The 20,022-nt window shown below is 74.0% G+C and carries 22 protein-coding genes, 1 pseudogene and 1 riboswitch; of the genes and pseudogenes, 4 read left to right on the top strand and 19 right to left on the bottom strand.

Features of this window, described 5'->3' with window-relative positions:
* Positions 1–5: 5 nt before the first annotated feature.
* The 8 genes from rplT to ACQP2P_RS35530 form a co-directional block, all read right to left on the bottom strand.
* Positions 6–368: a 50S ribosomal protein L20 gene (gene rplT, locus ACQP2P_RS35495; protein WP_223095878.1), complete on the bottom strand. Its 363-nt coding sequence runs from the start codon at positions 366–368 to the stop codon at positions 6–8.
* 88 nt (positions 369–456) lie between these two features.
* Positions 457–651 (bottom strand): 50S ribosomal protein L35, encoded by a 195-nt coding sequence (gene rpmI / locus ACQP2P_RS35500; RefSeq protein WP_433619387.1) that lies wholly within the window; start codon positions 649–651, stop codon positions 457–459.
* A gap of 194 nt (positions 652–845) precedes the next feature.
* Positions 846–1,466 carry a translation initiation factor IF-3 gene (infC, locus tag ACQP2P_RS35505; protein ID WP_350612825.1) on the bottom strand — a complete coding sequence of 207 codons (621 nt, stop codon included), beginning with the start codon at positions 1,464–1,466 and terminating at the stop codon, positions 846–848.
* Positions 1,467–1,704: 238 nt separating this feature from the next.
* Entirely contained in the window at positions 1,705–2,178 is a 474-nt protein-coding gene (locus ACQP2P_RS35510) for a PH domain-containing protein (RefSeq protein ID WP_433608449.1), read from the bottom strand.
* Between the two features lie 15 nt (positions 2,179–2,193).
* A complete protein-coding gene (hisG, locus tag ACQP2P_RS35515; protein WP_433608451.1) occupies positions 2,194–3,045 on the bottom strand; it encodes an ATP phosphoribosyltransferase in 852 nt (283 codons plus the stop codon).
* Between the two features lie 78 nt (positions 3,046–3,123).
* Entirely contained in the window at positions 3,124–3,387 is a 264-nt protein-coding gene (locus ACQP2P_RS35520) for a phosphoribosyl-ATP diphosphatase (RefSeq protein WP_433608453.1), read from the bottom strand.
* Between the two features lie 88 nt (positions 3,388–3,475).
* Positions 3,476–4,489 (bottom strand): Gmad2 immunoglobulin-like domain-containing protein, encoded by a 1,014-nt coding sequence (locus ACQP2P_RS35525; protein WP_433608455.1) that lies wholly within the window; start codon positions 4,487–4,489, stop codon positions 3,476–3,478.
* On the bottom strand, positions 4,486–5,118 hold the full coding sequence (locus ACQP2P_RS35530) for a SigE family RNA polymerase sigma factor (RefSeq protein ID WP_433608457.1): 633 nt from the start codon (positions 5,116–5,118) through the stop codon (positions 4,486–4,488). The genes ACQP2P_RS35525 and ACQP2P_RS35530 overlap by 4 nt, the downstream gene beginning before the upstream one ends.
* Positions 5,119–5,156: 38 nt before the next feature.
* Between ACQP2P_RS35530 and ACQP2P_RS35535 the strand changes: the two genes are divergently transcribed.
* A complete protein-coding gene (locus tag ACQP2P_RS35535) occupies positions 5,157–5,645 on the top strand; it encodes a hypothetical protein (RefSeq protein ID WP_433608459.1) in 489 nt (162 codons plus the stop codon).
* Between the two features lie 54 nt (positions 5,646–5,699).
* Here ACQP2P_RS35535 and ribH read toward each other — a convergent pair whose 3' ends face one another.
* From ribH to rpe, 6 genes are all read right to left on the bottom strand, one after another.
* Positions 5,700–6,176 (bottom strand): 6,7-dimethyl-8-ribityllumazine synthase, encoded by a 477-nt coding sequence (gene ribH, locus ACQP2P_RS35540; RefSeq protein WP_433608461.1) that lies wholly within the window; start codon positions 6,174–6,176, stop codon positions 5,700–5,702.
* Positions 6,176–7,420, bottom strand: a complete 1,245-nt coding sequence (locus ACQP2P_RS35545) for a bifunctional 3,4-dihydroxy-2-butanone-4-phosphate synthase/GTP cyclohydrolase II (RefSeq protein ID WP_433608463.1) — start codon at positions 7,418–7,420, stop codon at positions 6,176–6,178. Before ACQP2P_RS35545 ends, ribH begins: the two co-directional genes overlap by 1 nt.
* On the bottom strand, positions 7,417–8,028 hold the full coding sequence (locus ACQP2P_RS35550; RefSeq protein ID WP_433608465.1) for a riboflavin synthase: 612 nt from the start codon (positions 8,026–8,028) through the stop codon (positions 7,417–7,419). Before ACQP2P_RS35550 ends, ACQP2P_RS35545 begins: the two co-directional genes overlap by 4 nt.
* Positions 8,029–8,031: 3 nt before the next feature.
* Positions 8,032–9,060 carry a bifunctional diaminohydroxyphosphoribosylaminopyrimidine deaminase/5-amino-6-(5-phosphoribosylamino)uracil reductase RibD gene (ribD, locus tag ACQP2P_RS35555; RefSeq protein ID WP_433608467.1) on the bottom strand — a complete coding sequence of 343 codons (1,029 nt, stop codon included), beginning with the start codon at positions 9,058–9,060 and terminating at the stop codon, positions 8,032–8,034.
* 123 nt (positions 9,061–9,183) lie between these two features.
* A riboswitch (FMN riboswitch) is annotated at positions 9,184–9,333 on the bottom strand.
* Positions 9,334–9,416: 83 nt separating this feature from the next.
* Entirely contained in the window at positions 9,417–10,370 is a 954-nt protein-coding gene (locus ACQP2P_RS35560) for a GGDEF domain-containing response regulator (protein ID WP_433608469.1), read from the bottom strand.
* Between the two features lie 20 nt (positions 10,371–10,390).
* The gene (gene rpe / locus ACQP2P_RS35565; RefSeq protein ID WP_433608471.1) at positions 10,391–11,053 is read right to left on the bottom strand and encodes a ribulose-phosphate 3-epimerase; all 663 of its coding nucleotides are present in this window, start codon (positions 11,051–11,053) and stop codon (positions 10,391–10,393) included.
* A 51-nt stretch (positions 11,054–11,104) separates the two neighbouring features.
* On the opposite strand from rpe, the gene ACQP2P_RS35570 reads away from it, so the two are divergent.
* The gene (locus ACQP2P_RS35570; RefSeq protein ID WP_433608473.1) at positions 11,105–11,662 is read left to right on the top strand and encodes a hemerythrin domain-containing protein; all 558 of its coding nucleotides are present in this window, start codon (positions 11,105–11,107) and stop codon (positions 11,660–11,662) included.
* Here the strand turns inward: ACQP2P_RS35570 and ACQP2P_RS35575 are convergent.
* From ACQP2P_RS35575 to def, 3 genes are read right to left on the bottom strand one after another with little or no spacing between them, the layout of a single operon-like run.
* Positions 11,648–13,087, bottom strand: a complete 1,440-nt coding sequence (locus ACQP2P_RS35575) for an RsmB/NOP family class I SAM-dependent RNA methyltransferase (protein WP_433608475.1) — start codon at positions 13,085–13,087, stop codon at positions 11,648–11,650. The two genes, ACQP2P_RS35570 and ACQP2P_RS35575, sit on opposite strands and share 15 nt — an antisense overlap.
* Positions 13,087–14,034: a methionyl-tRNA formyltransferase gene (gene fmt, locus ACQP2P_RS35580; RefSeq protein ID WP_433608477.1), complete on the bottom strand. Its 948-nt coding sequence runs from the start codon at positions 14,032–14,034 to the stop codon at positions 13,087–13,089. The genes ACQP2P_RS35575 and fmt overlap by 1 nt, the downstream gene beginning before the upstream one ends.
* A gap of 7 nt (positions 14,035–14,041) precedes the next feature.
* Positions 14,042–14,590: a peptide deformylase gene (gene def, locus ACQP2P_RS35585; RefSeq protein WP_433608479.1), complete on the bottom strand. Its 549-nt coding sequence runs from the start codon at positions 14,588–14,590 to the stop codon at positions 14,042–14,044.
* 62 nt (positions 14,591–14,652) lie between these two features.
* On the opposite strand from def, the gene ACQP2P_RS35590 reads away from it, so the two are divergent.
* Both ACQP2P_RS35590 and ACQP2P_RS35595 read left to right on the top strand, forming a co-directional pair.
* The gene (locus tag ACQP2P_RS35590) at positions 14,653–16,380 is read left to right on the top strand and encodes an ABC transporter ATP-binding protein (protein WP_433608481.1); all 1,728 of its coding nucleotides are present in this window, start codon (positions 14,653–14,655) and stop codon (positions 16,378–16,380) included.
* A complete protein-coding gene (locus tag ACQP2P_RS35595) occupies positions 16,377–16,940 on the top strand; it encodes an AAA family ATPase (RefSeq protein WP_433608483.1) in 564 nt (187 codons plus the stop codon). The genes ACQP2P_RS35590 and ACQP2P_RS35595 overlap by 4 nt, the downstream gene beginning before the upstream one ends.
* A gap of 465 nt (positions 16,941–17,405) precedes the next feature.
* Here ACQP2P_RS35595 and ACQP2P_RS35600 read toward each other — a convergent pair.
* Positions 17,406–17,567: pseudogene (locus ACQP2P_RS35600) on the bottom strand (IS256 family transposase); the annotation flags it as partial.
* A gap of 252 nt (positions 17,568–17,819) precedes the next feature.
* The gene (locus ACQP2P_RS35605; protein WP_433619389.1) at positions 17,820–19,847 is read right to left on the bottom strand and encodes a primosomal protein N'; all 2,028 of its coding nucleotides are present in this window, start codon (positions 19,845–19,847) and stop codon (positions 17,820–17,822) included.
* Between the last annotated feature and the right edge of the window lie 175 nt (positions 19,848–20,022).

A 20,022-nucleotide genomic window follows, 5' to 3' on the forward strand; every position in this document is an offset into this window, starting at 1 on the left:
CGTCGTCAGGCGGCGGCAACGGCCGTCTTCGCCACCTGGACCAGGCCGGTGAACGCCTTCTCGTCGCTCACGGCGAGCTCGGCGAGGATCTTGCGGTCCACCTCGACACCGGCGAGGCGCAGGCCCTGGATCAGGCGGTTGTACGTCATGCCGTTCGCGCGGGCCGCGGCGTTGATCCGGGTGATCCACAGCTGGCGGAAGTCACCCTTGCGGTCGCGACGGTCGCGGTAGGCGTACTGCATCGAGTGCAGCACCTGCTCCTTGGCCTTGCGGTACAGCCGCGAGCGCTGCCCGCGGTAGCCGCTGGCGGTCTCCAGGACGGTGCGGCGTTTCTTCTGGGCGTTGACCGCCCGCTTCACGCGTGCCACGGTTCGTTACTCCTCAGGCGAGACCGGCCCGGGCGACGCCCGTGCAACCGGTCGAAAGGTCGAGAAAGGTCGGGGGGAGAAGCGGCGGTTACAGCCCGAGGAGCTTTTTGACGCGGCGGGTCTCGGCGGGGCTGAGCTCAACTTTGCCGCTCAGGCGACGGGTGCGCTTGCTGGACTTGACCTCGAGGAGGTGCCGCTTGCCCGCCGGCTCGCTGAGGATCTTGCCGCGCCCGGTGATCTTCACGCGCTTCTTCATCCCGGAGTGCGGTTTGAACTTCGGCATGGTGATGTTGCCCTTCATTAGCTCCGGCGCGCAGCCGGGCCTTCCGCATGGTGCGGACCCGCCCGCACGACGCGGTGGTGGACATGCTGGAACGACGCCCCGGGCCGCTGGTCGCGGCCCCGGGCGTTATGGCACCCCCGGATCTCTGGTCACGATCCGGGGTGCCGGGGCGGCCTGGTGTCAGGCCGTTCGGATCAAGCCTGGTCGGCGGTGACCGGCTCGGGCAGGTCGGCGACTGTCTCGCCCTCCGCACCCGGGGTGCCGTCCGCCTTGCCCTCGCGACGCTCGGTCGCGGCGGCCTTCACGTTGCGGTGCGGCGCCAAGACCATGATCATGTTGCGGCCGTCCTGCTTCGGCGCGGCCTCGACGAAGCCCAGCTCCGAGATCTCCTCCGAGAGCTTGCGCAGCAGCCGGAAACCAAGCTCCGGGCGGCTCTGCTCGCGGCCACGGAACATGATCGTTACCTTGACCTTGTCGCCCGCCTTCAGGAACCGCACCACGTGACCCTTCTTGGTCTCGTAGTCGTGCGGATCGATCTTCGGGCGGAGCTTCATCTCCTTGATGACGGTCTGCTGCTGGTTACGCCGGGCTTCCCGGGCCTTGAGCGCGCTCTCGTACTTGAACTTGCCGAAGTCCATGAGCTTGCAGACGGGCGGGCGTGCCATGGGCGCAACTTCGACCAGGTCCAGGTCCACGTCGGCGGCCAGCTGGAGCGCGCGCTCGAGCGGGACGATGCCCACCTGCTCACCCTCCGGGCCGACCAGCCGGACCTCACGTGCCCGGATCTGCTCGTTGACGCGTGGCTCGACGCTGATGTGGCCTCCTCGATAGGTACTTCAACTCATGCGGTCGACGCATCCGCCAGGCAAGCCCTTTGGGGGCGTAGCAACGCCAAAAACCCCCGCCGCGCATGCGCAGGCGAGGGCCGTTCGACCGCCGCGACCGATTGGGCCGCCACGGTCGGACCGGACCCGGCCGCCAGATCAGCTGCACGGGTGGGGGCCGAGGCCCCGCTTCGAACACCCCGACGGGACGGGATGCGGTCGACGCGGACTACTCTACCACGGATGTTGTCAAGCTCGCCGAGTGCAGTGCCCGCAGGCGCCGGGCGGCCTTGACCGCGTAGTCCTTGTCGGCCATCTGCACCGCCATGACCGCCACCCGCTCGTCGTCGTGCAGGTCGAGGGTGAGCCAGGGCGCGCCGCGGCCGAAGGTCACCGCGCGGACCGTCTCCCAGGGCAGGTCGTAGCCGCCGATGATGTTGCGCACCCGCACGCCGCGCTCGTCGGCCTCGACGCGGGGGCGGGCCATGAGCAGGATGGCGGCGGCCGCGCACAGGCCCAGGCCGATCATCGCGGCCTGGTCGCCGCGCTGGAAGTAGCCGGGGCCGTCACCGGTCTTGCCGTGCAGGCCGAACGCGATGAGGGTGAAGACGACGGCGACGACGAGCGCCAGGACATACGCGATGATGCGCGCCCGCTGCGGACGGGCGACGAGTGGGGCCGTGCTCGGCTCGCTGCTGCTCACGGCCCCAGTCTGCCACTACAGCCGGCAGGCGTGGATTCCGGTCACCAGGATGGCGCGGGCGCCGACCTCGTAGAGCTCGTCCATGATCCGGTGCACCTCGGCCTGGGGCACCATCGCCTGCACGGCGACCCAGCCCTCGCGGTGCAGCGGGGAGATGGTGGGCGACTCGATGCCCGGGGTGAGCGCGACGGCCGCGTCGAGCGAGTCGGCCCGCACGTCGTAGGCGAGCATCACGTACTGCCGGGCGACCAGGACGCCCTGGAGGCGACGCAGCAGCTGCGGTACACCCGCCGGCAGCTCCTCCCCCGCGCGCCGGATGAGCAGCGCCGAGGACTTGAGGATCGGCTCGCCGAGCGTCTCCAGGCCGGCCTGGCGCAGCGTCCGGCCGGTCTCGACCACGTCGGCGATGACGTCGGCGACGCCGAGGCGGATGGCGTTCTCCACGGCGCCGTCGAGCCGGATGACCTCGGCCCGCACGCCGTGCTCGGCGAAGTAGCGCTCCATCACGCCGGGGTAGGCGGTGGCGACCCGCAGGCCCTCGAGGTCGGACGGGGCGGAGCCCTTCACCGAGCCGGGGACGGCGGCGAAACGGAACGTGGCGCGGGCGAAGCCGAGGTCGAGCACCTCGACCGCCGGGCTGCCCGCGTCGATGAGCAGGTCGCGGCCGGTGATGCCGAGGTCGAGGTCGCCCGAGCCGACGTAGGTGGCGATGTCGCGCGGGCGCAGGTAGAAGAACTCGACGCCGTTGGCGTCGTCGCGGCAGAGCAGGTCCTTGGGGTCGGAGCGCTGGCGGTAGCCGGCCTCCTGGAGCATCTGCGTGGCGGGGCCGGCGAGGGTGCCCTTGTTGGGCACGGCGATGCGAAGCACGGGCTGGTCTCCAGACGGGTGGGTCGGCGCGACGGGCGGGCGCAGGCCGGGAACCGGCCTACAGGTGCGGGAACCGGCCTACAGATGTCGGTACACGTCCTGCAGCGACAGCCCCGTCGCCAGCATCAGGCACTGCACCTGGTAGAGCAGCTGCGACAGCTCCTCGGCGGTGCGCTCCCGGCCCTCGTGCTCGGCCGCCATCCAGCTCTCGGCGGCCTCCTCGACGACCTTCTTGCCGATGAAATGCACGCCCTTCTCCAGCGCCGCCACGGTGCCGGATCCGGGGGTGCCGGCCGCCGCCTTGGCGCTCAGCTCGGTGAACAGCTCGTCGAAGGTCTTCACGGGCAGGGATTCTCGCAGGCCTGGGGCCGGAAACGGAATCCGGTTGCTGACAGGCGTGTCGCCGGTCACCCCACGGGCTGCGAGCCGGTCAAGCCACGGAGAAGGCGTGGTCGTCCACCCACTGCACGCTGCCGTCCTGCTGCGAATACACGAACGCCTCGACGGTGTGCGGCCCCGAGGGCAGCGTCACGGGCACCCGCGCCTCCCCCAGCGCCGGCGCCCCGGCGCTGAGCTGCACGACCCGTTCGAGGACGACCGTGCCGGCGGCGTCGCGGATGCGCAGGCTGACCGTGCCCTCGGCAACGACCCCGGCGAGGTACACCGTGAAGCTCTTGCCCACCACCGCCCCCTGGTCGGGCTCGATGACCCAGACCGGCGCCTGGAGGTCGGCCAGGGTGCCCTGCCGCAGCGGCCCGCTCGTGTCCACAACCCCCCACAGCCGGGCCACGGGCGCGCCGTCGACGAGCACCCGGACCCCGTCGGCGTGGCGCATCGAGGTGTAGGTCGCCGCGGCCAGCACGGTGTAGACCAGCTGCTGGGCCGCGAGCTTCGGCTCCGCCGGGGCCGGGCCGACGCCGCCGAGGTCGACGGTGACCACGCCCCCGTCGATCGCGACCCCGTGCACCTGGACGGTCGCCGGCCACAGGCTCCTGTAGTCGGGATCCTTCGCCTCGCCCCGCAGGGAGAACTCGACGGCGGCCCGGATGCGGCCCCGGTCGTCGCCCGGGGTGGCCGGCAGGAACTCCCGGTAGAGGCGGCCGTTGCGGGTGAAGTAGGCCGGCAGGGCGACCGTCGCCGGCGTGGCCCCGGACGGCTCCGGCGCGCCGGGCCGGGTGCCGGTCACGGCCGGCGACCCGGACGCGGGCCCCGCGGGCGGCAGGGTGGCGTGCTCGCCGCGGCCGGCCTGGACCGCCACGACGCCGAGCGCGATCACGGCCGCGACGGCGGCGGCCGCGAGGGCCGGCACCCAACCGCCGCGGTGCCGGGCCCGGGCGGTGCGCCGCCGGATGCGCGGGAGGGCGTCCGGCGACGGCTCGACCTCGGCGGCCCGGGCCCGCAGCGCCTCCCGGAGCCGGTCCTGCGCCGACTGCCCCGGCCTCATCGGGCCCGCTCCAGGCTCTCGCGCAGGGCGGCCATGCCCCGGGAGGCGTGGCTCTTGACGGCGCCGCGGCTGACCCCCATGGCGTCGGCGATCTCGGCCTCGGACAGCTCGCCGTAGTAGCGCAGCACGATCGCCTCGCGCTGGCGGGTGGGCAGCCGGCGTACCGCCTCCAGCACCTCCCGGTGCGCCAGCAGGCTCAGCGCGCCCGTCTCGGCGCTGGCCACGACCTGCGGCCCGTCCGGGCCGCGGGCGATGTGCCGCTCGGCGACGCCCCGTCTGCGCAGCGCCGAACGCGCCCCGTTGAGCACGCTGGTGCGCAGGTACGCCAGCGCCTTGTCCGCGTCCCGCAGGCGCCGCCAGCGGCGGTGCAGCGCGACGTACGCGTCCTGGACCACGTCCTCCGCGACCCCCTCGTCGTGCAGGAGCAGCACCGCGAGGCGCACGAGCCCGCGATAGTGCGCGGCGAACAGCGCCGCGATCGCGTCGTCGGCGCTCCACCCGCGCGCGGTCTCCCCGGGCACCGCGCCGCGCACGGGATCGCCCGGGGCCGCCACCTCCACCGGCCTACGGTCCCACGCCGCCGCCGCGGCCTGCGCCATCACGACCAGACGACGCGCGGGTCCGCCCATCGGTTTACCGGGCTGATCACGTGGTTACCCTGAGCCTCGTGGATACGGAGCCGAAGTACACCGACGAAGAGTGGGGCCTGCTCGTCGGCCTCCCCCAGTCCGTCCTGATCGCCGCGTCCCAGGCCGAGCACGACGGGGCCCGGCGCACGCGCGAGGAGTGGGCGGCGGGCATGACCGCCATCGCCGACGGCCGCGGCTCGTCCAGCGAGCTCGTGAAGACCGTCGCCGCCGAGGTGGTCAGCCGCCAGGGCGACATCACCGACGGCGACGAGCCCCCGGTCATCGAGTTCCCCGACCGCGACGCGGGGCTGGCCGACGTGATCTCGCGGGCCCGCGCGGCCCACGAGCTGCTGGCGGCCAAGACCGCGCACGCCGACGCCGAGGCCTACCGCTACTGGGTGGTCACCGTCGCCGACGTGGTCGTGGGCGCGGCGAGCACCGGCGGGGTGCTGGGCATCGGCGGCGAGCAGGTCACCGCGGCCGAGCGCACCTTCCGCGACAAGCTGGCCGCGGCCCTCGAGGTCTGAGGTGCGCGGTGGGAGGCCAGGCCCTGTCCTGGGCGCCTCCCACCGCACGCCGTGTCAGGACTTGGCGACGAGCCGCAGCGCCACCGCCGCGTCCAGGGCGGCCAGCGCGGCCGCGTAGCCCTTGTCCTCCGCCGAGTCGGCGAACCCGGCCCGGGCCCGCGCCTGCTCGTAGCTGTCGACCGTGAGCACCCCGTGGGCGACCGGCGTCGCGCAGTCCAGGGCGACCCGGGTGAGCCCGTCGGTCACGGACTGGCAGACGTACTCGAAGTGCGCCGTGTCCCCCCGGATGACCACGCCGAGCGCGACGACCGCGTCGAAGCGGTGCGCCAGCCCCTGCGCGAGCACGGGCAGCTCCACGGCGCCGTCGACCCGGGCCACCGTGATGTGGTCCACGTTGGAGGACTCCCCGGCCTCGATCGCCCGGTTCAGCATGTGGTCGACGAGCTCGCCGTGCCACCGCGTGGCCACGATGCCGAGCGTCAGTCCCGTGCCGTCCACCCGTTGCAGGACGGGTGCCCCACTCCCAGCCATTACGCAAGTCCCTCCGCGACCTCGTCGAGCTCGTCCAGCAGGTGCCCCATACGGTCCCGCTTGGTACGCAGGTAGCGCACGTTCTCGGGGTGCGGCCGGGTCGGCAGGGGCACACGACCCAGTACGGACAGACCGTACCCTTCCAGCCCCGCCCGCTTCGCCGGATTGTTCGTGAGCAGCCGCATCGTTTTGATCCCGAGCTCGACCAGGATCTGCGCGCCGGTGCCGTACTCGCGCGCGTCGGCGGGCAGCCCCAGGTCCAGGTTGGCGTCGAGCGTGTCGCGGCCGAGGTCCTGCAGCTGGTACGCCTGCAGCTTGTGCATGAGCCCGATGCCGCGGCCCTCGTGCCCGCGCATGTAGAGCACGACGCCGCGCCCCTCCGCCGCGACCATCTTCATGGACGCCTCCAGCTGGGGGCCGCAGTCGCAGCGCACCGAGCTGAACACGTCGCCGGTCAGGCACTCGGAGTGCACCCGCACGAGCACGTCCTCGCCGTCGCCGAGGTCGCCGTAGACGAGGGCGATGTGCTCGCCGGTGCCGTACTTCTGGGTGTACCCGACCGCCCGGAACACCCCGTGCTCGGTCGGCAGCCGGGTCTCGGCGACCCGCTCGATCTGCTGCTCGGTGTGGCGGCGGTGGGCGATGAGGGCGGCGATGCTGATCAGCGCCAGGTCGTGCTCCTCGGCGAACTTGCGCAGGTCGGGCAGGCGCATCATGGTGCCGTCGTCGTTGACCATCTCGCACAGCACGCCGGCGGGGCGCAGGCCGGCCATGGTGGCCAGGTCCACGGCGGCCTCGGTGTGCCCGGCCCGGCGCAGCACCCCGCCGTCCTTGGCCCGCAGCGGCACGATGTGCCCGGGCCGGGACAGGTCGTGCGGCTGGGTGTCGGCCGAGGAGAGCAGCTTGATGGTGCGGGCGCGGTCGGCGGCGGAGATGCCGGTGGTGCCGCCGAAGCGGGCGTCGACCGTCACGGTGTAGGCGGTGCCGCGGCGGTCCTGGTTGGTGCGGTACATCGGCGGGAGGTCGAGCCGGTCGGCCTCGGCCTCGGTGATCGGCACGCAGATGTAGCCGGACGTGTAGCGGACCATGAACGCGACCAGCTCCGGCGTGGCGAACTCGGCCGCGAAGATCAGGTCGCCCTCGTTCTCGCGGTCCTCGTCGTCGACGACGATGACCGGGCGCCCGGCCGCGATGTCCTTGACCGCCCGCTCGATCGGGTCGAGGCCCGTGACAGGGTCGCTCATGCCTGGCCGGCCTTCCCGAGCAGCTTCTCCACGTACTTCGCCATGATGTCGACCTCCAGGTTGACCCGCTCGCCGACGCCCTTGGCGCCGAGCGTGGTGAGCTTGAGCGTGGTCGGGATCAGCCCGACCGAGAACGTGTCGTCCGTGACGGCCATGACGGTCAGCGAGATCCCGTCGACGGTGATGGAGCCCTTCTCCACCACATAGCGCCCGAGCCCCTCGGGCAGCGCGAACGTCACCGTCTCCCACTGGTCGCCGGCCTCGCGCGACAGGATCTGCCCGACGCCGTCGACGTGGCCCTGCACGATGTGGCCGCCGAGGCGGGTGGCGACGGTCGCGGCGCGCTCGAGGTTCACGGCGGAGCCCGGTCGCAGCGCGCCGAGCGTCGAGCGCCGCAGCGACTCCCCCATCACGTCGGCGGTGAACACGCCGTCGGCGTTGTCCACGACCGTGAGACAGACCCCGTTGACCGAGATCGAGTCGCCGTGGGCGGCGTCGGCGGTGACGGTCGCCGCGCGGATCGCCAGCCGGGCGAAGTCTGGGTTCAGGTCGCCCAGCTCGTCGATCGCCACGACCATCCCGAGCTCTTCGATGATGCCGGTGAACACGGCTCACGCACCTTTCACTGTTGCCGTCAGGCGCACGTCCGGCCCGATCCTGGCAAGGTCGACGACGTCGAGCGTCAAAGCCTCGGCGATGCTGGAGATTCCCGCGAAGCCCAGGGCCGCGGGGCCGGCCCCGAGCAGCTTGGGCGCGAGGTAGGCGACGACCCGGTCCACGAGGCCGGCCGCCAGGAACGCGCCCGCGAGCGTCGGGCCGCCCTCGAGCAGCGCCACCCGCACCCCGCGCGCGTACAGCTCGCGCAGCATGGCCGGGAGGTCACCGCCCCGGGCCACCCAGGTGGCGGCCGCTCGGTCCATGACCCGGAAGCCGCCGCGCTCCAGCTCGGCGCCGCGCTCGCCCGTGACCACCACCCGCAGCGGCTGGCGCTCGGCGAGCACACCCTGGGGCGAACGCACCGTGAGCTGGGGATCGTCGGCCAGCACGGTGCCGATGCCGGCGATGATGGCGTCGACCCCGGCCCGCAGCCGGTGCACGTCCGCCCGGGCGTCCGGGGACGTGATCCACTTGCTCGTCCCGTCGGCGGCGGCGGAGCGGCCGTCGAGCGTGGCCGCGAACTTCCAGATCACGTAAGGAGTGCCGCGGGTCACTGCGGTGAGCCAGCCCTCCATGGCGTCGCGGGCGGGCTCGTGCAGTACCGAACCCACTTCCACGGCGACCCCGGCGGCCCGCAGCGTCTCGGCCCCGCCCGCCGCCACCGGGTTGGGGTCCGCGACCCCGACCACGACCCGGGCGACCCCGGCCGCGATGAGCGCGCGCGAGCACGGCCCGGTCCGGCCGGTGTGGTCGCACGGTTCGAGGGTGACGTAGGCGGTGGCCCCGCGGGCTTGCCCGCCCGCCGCCAGCAGCGCCCTGACCTCGGCGTGCGGGCCGCCGGCGGGGGCCGTTCGCCCCTCGCCCACGATCTGCCCGTCCGGCGCGACGAGCACGCAGCCGACGTTCGGGTTGGGGCTGGTCTCGCCGAGGCTCAGGCGCGCCAGCTCGATGGCGCGTCGCATGAACGTCTCGTCGTCTGCCATGGCCCTCTCCCGCGTGGTCGGTGATCACACGCGGGGGGACGCCGATGACACCCCCGGAACAGCTGCGCCGGGGAGCGCGCGGCGACCCTCCGGAACCGCCCACAGGGGGCGACACCGGATCCCGCGCGCTGAACTCCCATCCGGACTGTGACCGTCGGCCCTGGACTCACACCAGGTCCACCGGCCGATGGCTTCGACCGGGTCGCGGGCTTCCGCTCCCGTTCAGGGGCGGTTACCGCCGGTTCGGAATTTCACCGAGCCCCGCCAGCGCGTGGTGGGTACGTACCCTGAGTCTGACACAGAACCCCCGGTCCTTACCGGCCCGGTTCCGGGATATGCGTCACAACCGGGTCGCGTCAGCTCAGGTCGACGGCGCTGCGGCGGTCGATGGCCACGTAGTTGCCGTTGTGCTTCTTGGCCACCTTCTTCATCTCGGTGGCGATGGCGATCACCTCGCGCGGGTCCGTGAACTGCCCGCTCTCGGGGGTCGCGACGGCCACCCCGATCGACAGCGTGACGAGGTTCGGGTGCTGGACCTCGCCGGTGCGGGAGACGACCTCGATGTAGCCGCGCTCGGCGTCCACCGGGTCGTACAGCGTGTCGGAGGCGGCCTGGAAGGCCAGGATCGCGTTCGTGGTCAGGTCCTTGAGCTGCTCCGGGGTGCAGACGATGAGGAAGTCGTCGCCGCCGATGTGGCCCAGGAACGCCGGTGGCAGCCCGACGTCGACCACGGCCCGGTGCAGCGCGCGGGCGAGGGCGATGATGAACTCGTCGCCGCGCTGGAAGCCGTAGACGTCGTTGACCGGCTTGAACCGGTCGATGTCCACGTGCGAGACGGCGAAGTCGGTGCCGGCCCGGGCCCGGTCGGTGATCTCGCGCAGGATGCGGGTGTTGCCGGGCAGGCCGGTCAGCGGCGAGACCTCCCGGTTCTCCTGGTTGCGCCGCAGCGTCGAGCGCACCCGGGCGACCAGCTCCATGGTGTCGAACGGCTTGACGAGATAGTCGTCGGCGCCGGCCTGCAGCCCGATCACCTTGTCGGCGGTCTGCCCGCGCGCGGTCAGCAGGATCACCGGCATCGAGGCGGTCATCGGATCGGCCCGCAGCCGCCGGGTCAGCTCGAGCCCGTCCAGCTGCGGCATCATCCAGTCGACCACGGCCAGCGCGGGCTTGTGCTCCTGGATCATGTTGAGCGCGGTGGCCCCGTCGTTGGCCATCATCACCTCGAACCCCTCGAGGTCGAGGTTCACCCTGATGAACCGGGCGATGTCGACGTCGTCGTCGACCACGAGGATCAGGTCGCGTTCGCCCACCTTTGTCCCGTCTGCTCGATTTACCCGGCGGCGATGCTGCGCAGCTTGCGGACCGCCGCGGCCGGGTCCTCCGCGCCGTAGACGGCGGTTCCGGCCACGAACGTGTCGGCCCCCGCCTCCGCACACGCCGCGATCGTATCTTCGGCCACACCGCCGTCGACTTCAATGCGCAACTCGAGGTGACCGGCGTCAACGTGGCGACGAGCCGTGCGGACCTTGTCCAGCAGCTGCGGCAGGAACGCCTGGCCGCCGAAGCCGGCCTTGATGGTCATGATGAGCAGCAGGTCGAAGTGGGGCAGCAGCTCCAGGTAGCCCTCGACCGGGGTGTCCCGGTCGATCGCCAGCCCGGCCCGGCTGCCCGCCGAGCGCAGGTCCTTCGCGATCGCCACCGGGTCGGTGGCCGCCTCGGCGTGGAAGGTCACGTTGTATGCCCCGGCCTCGGCGTAGGAGCTCGCCCACCGCGCCGGGTCGTCGATCATGAGGTGGCAGTCGAACGGCAGCGTGGTCGCCTTGCGCAGGCTCTGCACCACGGGCAGCCCGATCGTGAGGTTGGGCACGAAGTGGTAGTCCATGACATCCACGTGCAGCCAGTCCGCGGCCCCTTCGACCGCCCGGGCCGCTTCGGCCAGGCGGGCGAAGTCCGCAGCGAGAATCGAGGGCGCGATCACCACGTTGTCCGACACAGGCGTGATGCTATCGGTGATGCTCCCACCGCGGCTGCGAGAATGGCCCCCATGGATGTTGCCGGGGATGTCGTCGAGGCGATCGTCAGCGACCACGTGCGGTTCGAACACCTCCTGCGCATCCTGCGCACCCGTGACACCGACGCCGAGCTGGTGCGGGCCCGCCGGGTGAGCGCCCGCACGGAGCTCGCCGACCTGCTCGTCGCGCACGCCACGGCGGAGGAGTCGGCGGTGTACCCGAAGCTGCGTGAGCTCTCCGGCGGCGGCGCGCACGTCGAGCACGGCGCCGACGAGCACATCGACGGGCACCGCAAGCTCCTCGCCCTGCTCGACGTCGCCGACGTGCTCGCGCCCGAGTTCGACCGGGCCGTGGGCAAGCTGGCCAACTCCCTCGCCCACCACGTCGACGAGGAGGAGCGGACGCTGCTCAACGACGCCCGCCTTCAGCTCGACGCCGCCACCCGCTCGGCCCTGGGAGCCGCCTGGCGGGCCGAGCGGGACCGGCTGATCAGAGCCGGATGCGGGCACCGCGACGCGGTCGCCGCGCTCGTCCCCGACGGCCGGCCGCCCCACCAGCGGGGCTCGCAGGAGAGCCTAGGCGCGGCGTAGCAGGGCCACGAACATCGCGTCGGTCCCGTGGCGGTGCGGCCACAGCTGCACCGTCGGGCCGGTCCCCACCTCGGGCAGCGCCGAGGGCAGGTACGGCCGCGCGTCCACGAGCTCCATGTCGATCGACGAGCGCCGGGCCGCCTCCGTCACCGAGACCTCCGTCTCGGCCTGGTGCGGCGAGCAGGTGACATACGCCACGACCCCGCCCGGCCGGACCGCCCGGAAGGCCGCCTGCAGCAGCTCCCGCTGCAGCCGGGTGAGCGGCGGCAGGTCCGACGGCTGACGGCGCCACCGCGCCTCGGGCCGGCGGCGCAGGGCGCCCAGGCCCGTGCACGGGGCGTCGACGAGCACCCGGTCGAAGGCGCCCTCGGGCAGGTCCGGGTCCTTGCCGACGTCGCGGCCGTCCGCGTTGATGGTGTAGACCGGCAGCCCCTCGGTCGCCCGGGCCACGAGCGCGGCCCGGTGATGGGCGACCTCGACCGCGGTCACGTGCGCGTCGCGCTCGGCGGCGAGCGCGCCGAGCAGGCCCGCCTTGCCGCCCGGCCCGGCGCACAGGTCGAGCCAGCGCCCGTCCGGCCCGTCCACGGGCGCGTTCGCGAGCACGGCGGCCACGAGCTGGCTGCCCTCGTCCTGCACGTGCGCGCGCCCGTCGCGCACGGCCGCGATCCCGCCCGGGTCTCCCCCGCCGGCGAGCACGACCGTGTAGGGCGAGTAGCGCCCGACCGCCGCCCCGCGCAGCCCGCCCGCGAGGTCGGCCGCGGAGACCAGCCCCGGCCGGGCGCACAGGTGCACGGCCGGCGGCAGGTTGTCCGCGTCCAGCGCGAGCTCGGCCTCGTCGAGGGAGCCCAGCGCGTCGGCGAACGCGTTGACGATCCACGCCGGGTGGGCGTGGGTCAGCGCGGCGCGGGCGATCGGGTCCGCGGGCGCCAGGCGCTCGACCCAGGCCGCGCGGTCGGACTCGGCGACGCGGCGCAGCACCGCGTTGGCGAAGCCGGCCGCGCCCGGCACCAGCGAGCGCACGAGGTCCACGGTGGTCGCCACGGCGGCGTGGGCGCCGACGCGCATGTGCAGCAGCTGATACGCCCCGATCCGCAGCGCGTCGCGCACCGGCGGGTCGATGCGCTCCATCGCCCGGTCGGCGGCGGCCGCCACGATCGCGTCGAGGGTCCCGGTCTGGCGCAGGGTGCCGTAGGTCAGCTCGGTCGCGAACGCCGCGTCCCGCCCGGACACGCCGTTCTCGCGCAGGATGCCGGGGAGCACCAGGTTGGCGTAGGCGTCGTCGCGGTGCACGGCGGCGACGGCCTCGTAGGCGGCCTCGCGGGCCGGGTCGATCGCGGGCCGGCCGCCGCGCGGGGGCCGCGCGAGCCGGTCGTCGCGCCCACCGGCCGGCCGCTGACCCGGGCCGCGCCGAGGAGCAGAGCGCATCAAGACACGAGCTCCCCGGACTCGACCCGGGCGCCGCGGGCCCACGCGTCGGCGGGCATCGCCTTCTTGCCGGGCGCGGTGACGGTGCCGAGCACCACGGGCACGGTGCCGGTGCCGACGAGCACGCGGTTGCGCTCGACGACCACCTCACCCGGGCCGGGCGCGGCCGGGCCGCCGGCGATCACGGTCGCGGCCGTGAGCGGGGTCACCGGACCGAGCTTGAGCCGGTCCCCGCGCAGCGTCGTCCACGCGCCCGGGGCCGGGGTGCAGGCCCGAATCCGCCGGTCGACCGCGAACGCCGGATCGGACCACCGCACCTGGGCATCCTCCGCGGTCAGCTTCGGAGCGCTCGAGATGCCTTCCTGCGGCTGCGGTACCGCCGACAGAGCCCCCGCCGCGATGCCGTCCAGCACCCGCACGAGCAGCTCGGCGCCGGACTCGGCCAGCCGCTCGAGCAGGTCGCCGGAGGTGTCCCGCGGGCCGACCGGCTCCGTGAGCGTGCCGTAGACCGGCCCGGTGTCCAGGCCCTCCTCCAGCTGGAAGACGCTCGCCCCGGTGACCTCGTCGCCGTGCAGGACCGCGTGCTGCACGGGCGCGGCGCCCCGCCAGGCGGGCAGCAGCGAGAAGTGCAGGTTCACCCAGCCGTGCCGCGGAATGTCGAGGGCACTGCGCGGGACGAGCGCGCCGTAGGCGACCACGGGCGCGCAGTCCGGCTCCAGGGCGCGCAGCCGGTCCTGGAACTCCGGGTCGCGCGGCTTGGCCGGGGTGAGCACGGGGATCCCGCGCTCGCTCGCCCAGGCGCTCACCGGGGACGGGACGAGCTGCCGGCCGCGGCCGGACGGCGCGTCCGGGCGCGTGACGACCGCCACGAGCTCGTGCTGCGACGCGGCGATCGCGTCGAGGGCGGGCAGGGCCACGGCCGGGGTGCCCGCGAAGATCAGCCTCACCGCAGCCTCACCGGATGCCGAACAGCCCGTGCGGGCTCGCCTTGACGACCGGCGGCGCGTCCGGGTTGTACCACTCCGCCGCCCGGATCTCCTTCATCGCCTGCTTGCGCCGCTCGGCGTCGAGCCGATCGACGAACAGCACGCCGTCGAGGTGGTCGGTCTCGTGCTGGGCGCAGCGGGCCATCAGCCCGGTGCCGACGATCTGGATCGGGTCGCCGTGCTGGTTGAAGCCCTTGGCGATGACGTTCTGGCGCCGCTTGGTGTCGACATACACCCCGGGGATCGACAGGCAGCCCTCGGGCCCGTCCTGCTCCTCCTCGTCGGGGAACTCCAGCACCGGGTTGACCAGGTGCCCGACCACGTCGTCGACGTCGAAGGTGAACACCCGCAGCCCGACGCCGATCTGGGGCGCGGCCAGGCCGGTGCCGTTCTGCTGGTGCATCGTGTCCAGCAGGTCGCTCACCAGCTTGCGCAGCTCCTTGTCGAAGTCGGCGACCGGGTCGGCGGCAGTGCGCAGCACCGGGTCGCCGAACAGGCGGACGGACTGGACGGTCAAGCGGCACCTCATCTTGGAGTTCGGCGGAATTCAGCCGTCCAAGTCTAGGCTAGCTTGGATTCGTGTCCGACTCGCCTCGCGTCTCGCTGCGGTCACTCCTGCCGTACCTCCGTGATCATCGGGCCACCCTCGTCGTCGTCGGGGTCCTCTCACTGCTCGGTTCCGTCACCACGCTCGCCCAGCCGCTGCTCACCCGGGAGGTGCTCGACGGGCTGCAGGCGTCGCGCACGGTGTGGGGCACGGTCGCCCTGCTCGTGGCGGTGCTCGCGGCGGTCGCGGTGCTCAACGCGGTCCGGGACTACCTGCTCCAGCGCACGGCCGAGGGGCTCGTGCTCAGCTCGCGCCGCCGGCTCACGCGGCACCTGCTGCGGCTGCCGATCAGCGAGTACGACTCCCGTCGCACCGGCGACCTGCTCTCCCGCGTGGGCGCGGACACGACGCTGCTGCGGGCCGTGGTCACCTCGGGGCTGTTCGAGACCGTCACCGGCGCGGTGATGGTGGTCGGGGCGGCGGTCGCGATGCTGCTGCTCGACCCGATCCTGTTCCTCACCGCCGGGCTCGGCCTCGCGGTGGGCCTGTCGATCGCGCTGGTCTTCTCCCGCCGGGTGCGGCCCGCCTCGGAGGCGGCGCAGGAGCGCATCGGCGAGATGACCAGCGCCGTGGAGCGCGCGCTGTCGGCCGCCCGCACGATCCGGGCCAGCAACGCCGAGGAGCGGGAGATCGCGGCCGTCGAGTCCAGCGCCGAGGAGGCGTACCGCGCCGGGGTCCGCATCGCCCGCCTGCAGGCGCTCGTCGGCCCGGCGAGCATCGCGGCCATCCAGGGCTCGTTCCTGCTCCTGCTCGGCGTCGGGGGTGCCCGGGTCGCCGCGGGCTCGATCTCCGTCGGGGATCTGGTGGCGTTCGTGCTCTACCTGTTCTTCCTGGTCATGCCGCTGGGGCAGGCGATGCACGCGTACACCCAGCTGCAGACCGGCCTCGGCGCGCTGCAGCGCATGGAGGACATCCTCGCCGTGCCCCTGGAGCCCGACGCGGGCACCGCGAGCCCGGGCGCCGGCCCGGCCGCGGTCGTCTTCGAGCACGTCACGTTCGGCTACGCCGCGGCGCCGGAGCCGGTGCTGCGGGACGTGTCGTTCACCGTGCCGTTCGGCACCCGTACCGCCCTCGTCGGCCCCTCCGGCGCCGGCAAGTCGACGCTGCTGCAGCTCGTCGAGCGCTTCTACGACGTCACCGGCGGCGCCGTCCGGGTGGCCGGGGCCGACGTGCGCGACCTGCCGCGCCAGGCGCTGCGCGCCCACCTCGGGTACGTCGAGCAGGAGGCCCCGGTGCTGGCCGGCACCCTGCGGGAGAACCTGCGCCTGACCGTGCCGGAGGCGACCGAGGCCGAGATGCTCGGCGTCCTCGCGGCGGTCAACCTCACCGACATCGTCGGGCGCACCGCGCACGGCCTGGACGCCCAGGTCGGCGAGGGCGGTGTGCTGCTGTCCGGCGGCGAGCGGCAGCGGCTGGCCATCGCCCGCACCCTGCTCGCCGCGCCGCCGATCCTGCTGCTGGACGAGCCGACCTCGAACCTGGACGCGCGCAACGAGGTCGCCCTGCGCGAGGCGATCGACACCGTCGCGCGCGACCGCACCATGATCGTCGTGGCCCACCGGCTGTCCACCGTGGTCGACGCGGACCAGATCGTGGTGCTGGAGGCGGGCCGGGTCGCCGCCGTCGGCCGCCACGAGGAGCTGCTGGAGATCAGCCCCCTGTACCGCGAGCTGGCCACGAACCAGCTCCTGGTGGCATGACCGCCGCCGCCTGGGTCGTCGCCGGCCCGCCGGGCGCCGGCAAGTCGACGGTCGCGGCCCTGCTGCTGCGCCTGCTCTCCCCCACGCCGGCCCTGCTGGACAAGGACACCCTCTACGGCGACTTCGTGGCCGCGACCCTGGAGGCGGCGGGCCGGCCCGAGGGCGAGCGCGAGGGCCCGTGGTACGACGCGAACATCAAGATCCACGAGTACGCGGGCCTCGCCGCGACCGCGCGGGAGATCCGCTCGCACGGCTGCCCGGTCCTGCTCTCGGCCCCGTTCACCGGGCAGATCTCGGACGCGGCCCGCTGGCGGGCGTTCACCGCGGCCCTGGGCGGCGACCCGGTGTCGCTGGTGTGGGTGCGCTGCGATCCGCAGACGTTGCGGGAGCGGCTGGTCGCGCGGGGGTCGCACCGGGACGGGCAGAAGCTGGCTCGGTGGGCGGAGTTCCTGGCGGCCATTCCGCCGGATCGGGCGCCTGTGGTGCCGCATGTGGAGGTGGACAACCGGGCTGGGGCTCCGCCGTTGCTGGAGGCGCTGTCGTCGGTGCTGGGGCGATAACTGGGGCGATAGGTCGGGCGCTGCGCGCCGGGCTGTGCCGCGACGCCAGCAGGTCCTGGACCACCTCGCGCAGGACCGGGTTCCCGGCCAGACGTCCGGGGTTCGGCCCGGGTCCGGCGCCGCTCGGCGCGCTGCGCAGCGAACGGCTGACAGCCACCCCCGGTCGGGTCCTGGTTCGGGTGATCTCCCGGCCGACCGTGCACGGCGACCGGCCCGGCTCCGCCGCGATCGCCACCTGCGACACACCGGCAAGCAGCCGGTCACCCCGAACCCCGCCAACAACGGCATGCACCTCTGCGGGCGACGACTCTCCCGGATCTCGAACACGGCAACCCCTGATCAGGGTCAGGCGTTGCCAAGACCCTCTGAAACGGGGGCAAGCGATATGTCCGGAACGCGGCCTCCAACATGATTTTCCCGCGGGAAATACCGGGAAAGGTGGATTTGCTGGGAGTCATCAACGCCGGCCTCGCTGCGCTCCCCATACGGGGCACCGCACACGGCGTCGGCCTCGGCCGACATCAACGCTTCGGCGAACGTTTTCACCATCGAACGCGGCAGATCGGGTGACGCCGCAGCAAGTTCCGCACGCAGGAACCGGCCAACGTCCAATCTCCCAACCACCATAAAGGTGGGCGATTCGTACACCACTCGCGCGGACGTGACCACGACCGGTGAAACGACTGCGAGAAGGCCCGCACGGTCGAGGTGCCGGGCCCGCGGACGGTGGGCTCGTGCGCACGGTGGCCGGCGCCAGAAGCTACGGGGGGCCAAAAGGCCATAGGAGCCGGGCCGGGCGGACCGACGCGGACCCAGCGGGCCAACCCGGTCCGAGCGGGGAGGGGGCGGCCGAGCGGGTGGGGCGCGGGCGGAAGCGGTTCACAGCAGGTCGAGCGGGTCGACCTGGATGCGGACCGGGTCGGCGGCCTTGCGTACCGAGCGCGCCCCCGCCGCCGCCCGCAACGCCAACGCCAGTGCCTTCCCCGCCGACCGCGCGGTCCGCACCAGCATCCGCTCCTGCCCCTCCGCGGCCGGCACCGGCCCGAGCACCTCCGCCCCCGGCGGCAGCTCGGCCAGCGACAGCAGCTCGGCGACCGCGGCCGGCGGCCCGGTCAGCGCCGCGATCCGCGCCGCCGGGGGGAAGCCGAGCTCGCGCCGGTCGGCGAGCTCGCGGGCCGCGAGCCAGGCCGGGTCGAAGCGCAGCAGCGCCTGCACGGCCGCCAGCCCGCCGTCGGCGACCACCACCACCGGCGCGCCCGGCCGGGCCAGGGCCGCCGCCGCGAACCAGCGTCGCAGCGCCTCCTCGGTGCCGCGCAGGTCGGCGCGGGTGAGGAAGGCCCAGGCGTCGAGGAGGAGCACGGCGCCGTAGCCGCCCACGGCGAGCGGCTCGGCGCCCGGGGTGGAGACGACGAGGGTGGACTCGTGCGGCACCACGGTCAGGATCTCGTCGCGGCCCGAGGTGCGCACGGTGGTGTCGGGGAAGGCCCGGGCGAGCTCCTCGGCCGTCCGGCGGGCGCCCACGACCGCGGCGCGCAGCCGGCGGCCGCCGCACTCGGGGCAGGCGTGGCCCGCGGCGGGGCGGCCGCACCAGCGGCACACGGGAATCCCGTCGGCGGCGGGGAGCGCGAGCGGGCCGGAGCAGTGGGTGCAGCGGGCCGGGGTGTAGCAGTCGGCGCAGGCGACGGCGGGCAGGTAGCCGCGGCGGGGCACCTGGATGAGCACGGGCCGGCCGCCGGCCAGGGCCTCGCGCGCGGCGCGCCAGGCGATCGTGGGCAGGCGGGCCGCCTGGGCCTGGGGGTCGCGGGAGCGTTCGTGCTCCCCGACGGTCAGCACGCGCGGCATGGCCCGGCGCAGTTCATCGCGGGCGGCGCCGACCTCGATCGCCCAGCCGGTCTCGACGAGCTGTTGGGCTTCAGCGGTACGTCCGAAGCCCCCCACGATCGCCGCACACCGCTCCTGCTCGGCGCGGGCGAGCAGGACCTGCCGGGCGTGCGGGTACGGGGCGCGCTGCTCGGCGTGCAGATCGTCCCCGTCGTCCCAGATGGCGACGAGGCCGAGGTCGTGCACCGGGGCGAAGGCGGCCGCGCGGGTGCCGATGACGATGCGGGCGGTGCCGCGGGCGACGGCGAGAAAGCGGCGGTACCGTTCGGCCGGCCCGATCGCGGCCGACAGCGCCACGTGGTGACCGGGGCCGCCGAGGACCCGCAGCAGGGCGGCGTCGAGGCGGTCGAGGTCCCGGGCGTCGGCCACCACGACGAGCGCGCCCCGGCCGGCGGCGAGGCTGGTCGCGGCGGCCTCGGCGAGGCGGGACGGCCAGTCCTCGCCGGGCAGCGCCGTCCAGACCGCGCGGGGCGCCCGATCGTCGGCGAGGGCCCGCAGCAGCGCGGCGCCGGCCGTGTACCGCGCCCAGCCCGCCCCGAAAGCCTCACCCTCGCGAAGGGGCCCGCCGGCGCCGGCCGCAGCGGCCCCGTCAGCGGGACGGACAGCGGGGGACGACTCGCCCGAGCCGGAAGCCGAGGGCGACGTGGCGGGGCGGGGTGCGAGGGCACCGGCCGGGATGGCGAAGGGCTCGGGGGCGGCAGCCGGCTCGGCCGCCTCGGCCCTCGCGTGGCGGGGCGGGATCGCGAGGCGCAGCACGTCGGAGAGGGTGCCCGCGTAGCGGTCGGCGACCTCCCGGGCCAGCCGCGCGACGGCCGGGGTGAGCACGACCTCGGGCGAGACGACCTTCTCCAGGTACGACAGCCGCCCCTCGTGCTCGCTCGACGCGGCCCGTTCGAGCACGAACCCGTCGACGAGCTGGCCGGCGAAGCGCACCTTCACGCGCGTGCCGGGGCGGGCGGCCGCGGCGGCGTCGGCCGGCACCAGGTAGTCGAAGGGGCGGTCGAGGTGGGGCAGCGGGCTGTCCACGCACACGCGGGCGATCGGCGAATCGTCGGCCGCGCGTTTCGGCGGGGCCGCCTTGCGCGCGGCGCGCGCCTTCCCGCCGGCGTTTCCGGCAATGCGCTCGGCGGCCGCGCGCGGCTTCAGTTCCGACTCGGGGAACAACGCCGGTTCAATAGGCTCGGATGGATCAGTTGAGCGC

Origin of the sequence: Dactylosporangium sp. CA-139114 (assembly GCF_050955725.1) — a bacterium.
GTDB lineage: Bacteria > Actinomycetota > Actinomycetes > Mycobacteriales > Micromonosporaceae > Dactylosporangium.

Coding starts and splice junctions, on each gene's coding strand:
- rpmI (WP_433619387.1), bottom strand. CDS start 651: ATGCCGAAGTTCAAACCGCACTCCGGGATGAAGAAGCGCGTGAAGATC.
- ACQP2P_RS35525 (WP_433608455.1), bottom strand. CDS start 4,489: ATGAGGCCGGGGCAGTCGGCGCAGGACCGGCTCCGGGAGGCGCTGCGG.
- ACQP2P_RS35530 (WP_433608457.1), bottom strand. CDS start 5,118: ATGGGCGGACCCGCGCGTCGTCTGGTCGTGATGGCGCAGGCCGCGGCG.
- ribH (WP_433608461.1), bottom strand. CDS start 6,176: ATGGCTGGGAGTGGGGCACCCGTCCTGCAACGGGTGGACGGCACGGGA.
- ACQP2P_RS35545 (WP_433608463.1), bottom strand. CDS start 7,420: ATGAGCGACCCTGTCACGGGCCTCGACCCGATCGAGCGGGCGGTCAAG.
- ribD (WP_433608467.1), bottom strand. CDS start 9,060: ATGGCAGACGACGAGACGTTCATGCGACGCGCCATCGAGCTGGCGCGC.
- ACQP2P_RS35570 (WP_433608473.1), top strand. CDS start 11,105: ATGGATGTTGCCGGGGATGTCGTCGAGGCGATCGTCAGCGACCACGTG.
- ACQP2P_RS35575 (WP_433608475.1), bottom strand. CDS start 13,087: ATGCGCTCTGCTCCTCGGCGCGGCCCGGGTCAGCGGCCGGCCGGTGGG.
- ACQP2P_RS35595 (WP_433608483.1), top strand. CDS start 16,377: ATGACCGCCGCCGCCTGGGTCGTCGCCGGCCCGCCGGGCGCCGGCAAG.